At 70.3% G+C, this 2777-nt stretch carries 2 protein-coding genes and 1 pseudogene; 2 read left to right on the forward strand and 1 reads right to left on the reverse strand.

The window, feature by feature from the left end; all coding sequences use genetic code 11:
* Positions 1 to 280: 280 nt before the first annotated feature.
* Positions 281 to 1096 (reverse strand): hypothetical protein, encoded by an 816-nt coding sequence (locus tag AB0L57_RS28920; RefSeq protein ID WP_364968997.1) that lies wholly within the window; start codon positions 1094 to 1096, stop codon positions 281 to 283.
* 30 nt (positions 1097 to 1126) lie between these two features.
* Here AB0L57_RS28920 and AB0L57_RS28925 point away from each other — a divergent pair.
* Positions 1127 to 1864, forward strand: a pseudogene (locus tag AB0L57_RS28925) (hypothetical protein); the annotation flags it as partial.
* A 3-nt stretch (positions 1865 to 1867) separates the two neighbouring features.
* Positions 1868 to 2755 (forward strand): HAD-IIA family hydrolase, encoded by an 888-nt coding sequence (locus AB0L57_RS28930; protein ID WP_364968717.1) that lies wholly within the window; start codon positions 1868 to 1870, stop codon positions 2753 to 2755.
* Positions 2756 to 2777: the final 22 nt, after the last annotated feature.

Below are 2777 nucleotides of genomic sequence, written 5' to 3' on the forward strand. Positions count from 1 at the left end.
GGTACTGCACTCGACAGGGTGTGGGAGAGTAGGACACCGCCGGAACATACATTGCGAGAGGCCCCCAACCAGCAGGTTGGGGGCCTCTCCGCATTCCCGGACCCCCCGAAACCACAGGTGCCGAGCACTTCGACATCAGATCGTCGGGCGGCCGCAACAGCTGCTCGGGCCGGGCAGATGCGGGCGTGTGGGTGACGCGTGATTGAATTTGTGGTGGTTACGGAGATGCGCCGGTCCTCGGCGCACGGTCTGTATATGGTCGCCGGCGATGCGTGCCGGATCAGAGAAAGGTATCGCTGTGTCGGAGCATGACGACGGTAGGAGACCCTTCCGCCGTGGTAGTACCGGTTCGGAATCGGGCGGCTCCGGCAAACCCGCGCGGGAGGCGGGCGACGGGGAGCGGCGCTCGGGTGGATTCCGCCGGGATGCTGGTGACCGATCGGCAGGAGGCTTCCGGCGCGACGAGGGCGATCGACGGTCCACGGGACGCGACGACGACCGCGGCGGAAGCGGACGTGGCTCCGGCCGGGATTTCGATCGCCGGACCGGTGGCGGATCCGCCCGGGAAGGCGAGCGGCGATCGGGCGGCGGTTTCCGTCGTGACGACGATCGGCGCCCGAGCGGTGATGACCGTCGTACCGGCGGTTTTCGGCGGGGCGATGACGATCGGCGCGCAACTGGCGGTGAGGACCGTCGTTCCGGTGGATTCCGGCAGAACGACGATGACCGTCGCGGGCAGGGGGGATTCCGGGGGCGTGACGATGACCGCCGCTCGGGTGGATCTCGCCGCGGAGACGAGGACAGCCGCGGTGGCGAATTTCGGCGTGGTGGCGACGACCGCCGCACCGGCGGGTACGGACGTGGTGAGGGCGAGCGGCGGTCCGGCGGTTTCGGTCGTGATCGTGATGATCGCCGTGGCGGCGGATACCGGCGCGACGAGAGCGGTTCCGCCCGCTCCGGCGACGATCGCCGCAGCGGCTTCGGACGCGGTGGTGACGATCGCCGAACCGGTGGTTCCGGCCGCGGTGAACGCGGACCGGGGAGCGGGTTCCGCGCAGAAGGCCGTCCGCGTGCGGACCAGACGGGCGGCGCGCACTCCGAGGAGTTCGGCGACCGGGGGTTCCGCCGGCGCGGTGGCGAAGGCGGGCGGGTCGGTAACGAGACAAGGTCCGGGCGTCCGGACGAACCCTCACTGCCCGATGACATCCAAGCGAGCGATCTGGACGGCGCCGTACGCCGGGATCTGCTGAGTCTGGACAAGAGCAACGCGGAAACTGTCGCCCGGCATCTGGTCATGGCGGCGCAGCTGCTCGACGAGGACCCCGAGCAGGCGCTGGAACACGCACGGGCAGCCCGCCGCCGTGCGGGCCGGATCGCGGTGGTTCGCGAGACCGCCGGTGTGATCGCGTATCACGCCGGCGAATGGGCCGAGGCACTGTCGGAACTGCGGACCGCCCGGCGGATGTCGGGTGGCTCCGGACTGCTCGCGGTCATGGCGGACTGCGAACGCGGACTGGGCCGGCCCGAGCGTGCGATCGAACTGGGACGCAGTGACGAGGCGCGGGCGCTGTCGGGTGACGAGGCGACCGAGCTGCGGATCGTGGTCGCGGGTGCGCGCATGGACCTCGGTCAATACGATCAGGCCGTGGTGACCCTGCAGACGCCGGAATTGGATCCGGCACGGTCCGGGTCCGCCGCGGCACGTCTGTTCTATGCCTACGCCGAGGCATTGCTCGCGGCGGAGCGCGCCGACGATGCGCTGCAATGGTTCCTCAATGCCGCGGCCGCGGATGTCGAGGGTGAAACCGACGCCGAGGAACGGGCCGAGGAACTCGCGGGCACCCGTGACGACAACGTGGAGTAACGAGTGGCAGCATCGCTACGGGAGGGCTTCGACGCTCTCCTGCTGGACCTTGACGGCACGCTGTACCGCGGGGCGGAGGTGATCGCCGGTGCTCCGGCGGCCCTCAACGGCGGTGGCGGCCAGACACTGATGTACGTCACCAACAACGCGAGCCGCTCGGCGAGCGCGGTGGCCGAACACCTGCGTGAGCTGGGTTTCCGGGCAACCGTCGACGAGGTCGTGACCAGTGCGCAGGCCGCCGCGCACGTCTTGGCCGCCCGGGTGCCGGCCGGTGCGGCGGTACTGATCGTCGGTAGCGACGACCTCGCCGCGGAAGTCGCCACTGTGGGCCTGCGACCGATCCGTCGCTTCGACGGGGTCGTGCCCGACGCCGTCGTGCAAGGACATTCACCGGACACCGCGTGGCCGGACCTGGCCGAAGCCTCCTATGCCGTACGGGCCGGTGCCCTCTGGGTGGCCGCCAATACCGATGCGACCCTGCCGAACGAGCGCGGCCTGGCACCCGGTAACGGCGCGATGGTGGCGGCATTGCGGGCCGCGACCGATTCCGATCCCGTCGTCGCGGGCAAGCCGTACGCGCCACTGCTCGAGGATGCGCTGGTGCGGGCAGACACCCGGAACGCACTGGTGGTGGGCGATCGCCTCGATACCGATATCGACGGCGCCCGCTGTGTGGCGCTGCCGTCACTGATGGTGCTGACCGGCGTCAGCACCCTCGACGACGTGCGCGCGCGTCCCACCGACCGGCGGCCGACCTACATCGCTCGCGATCTCGACGCGCTCAACCATCCCGTGGTGCGGCCGGAGCTGTCCGGCGATGAGGATGTGCTCGAGCGCGCGAACGCACTGCTGGACGCGAATCCGGGACGTGCGGTGGCATTGACGGACTGAGCACCCAGCGGGATCGTCATCG

The sequence above is a fragment of the Nocardia sp. NPDC052254 genome (assembly GCF_040679495.1).
GTDB lineage: Bacteria > Actinomycetota > Actinomycetes > Mycobacteriales > Mycobacteriaceae > Nocardia.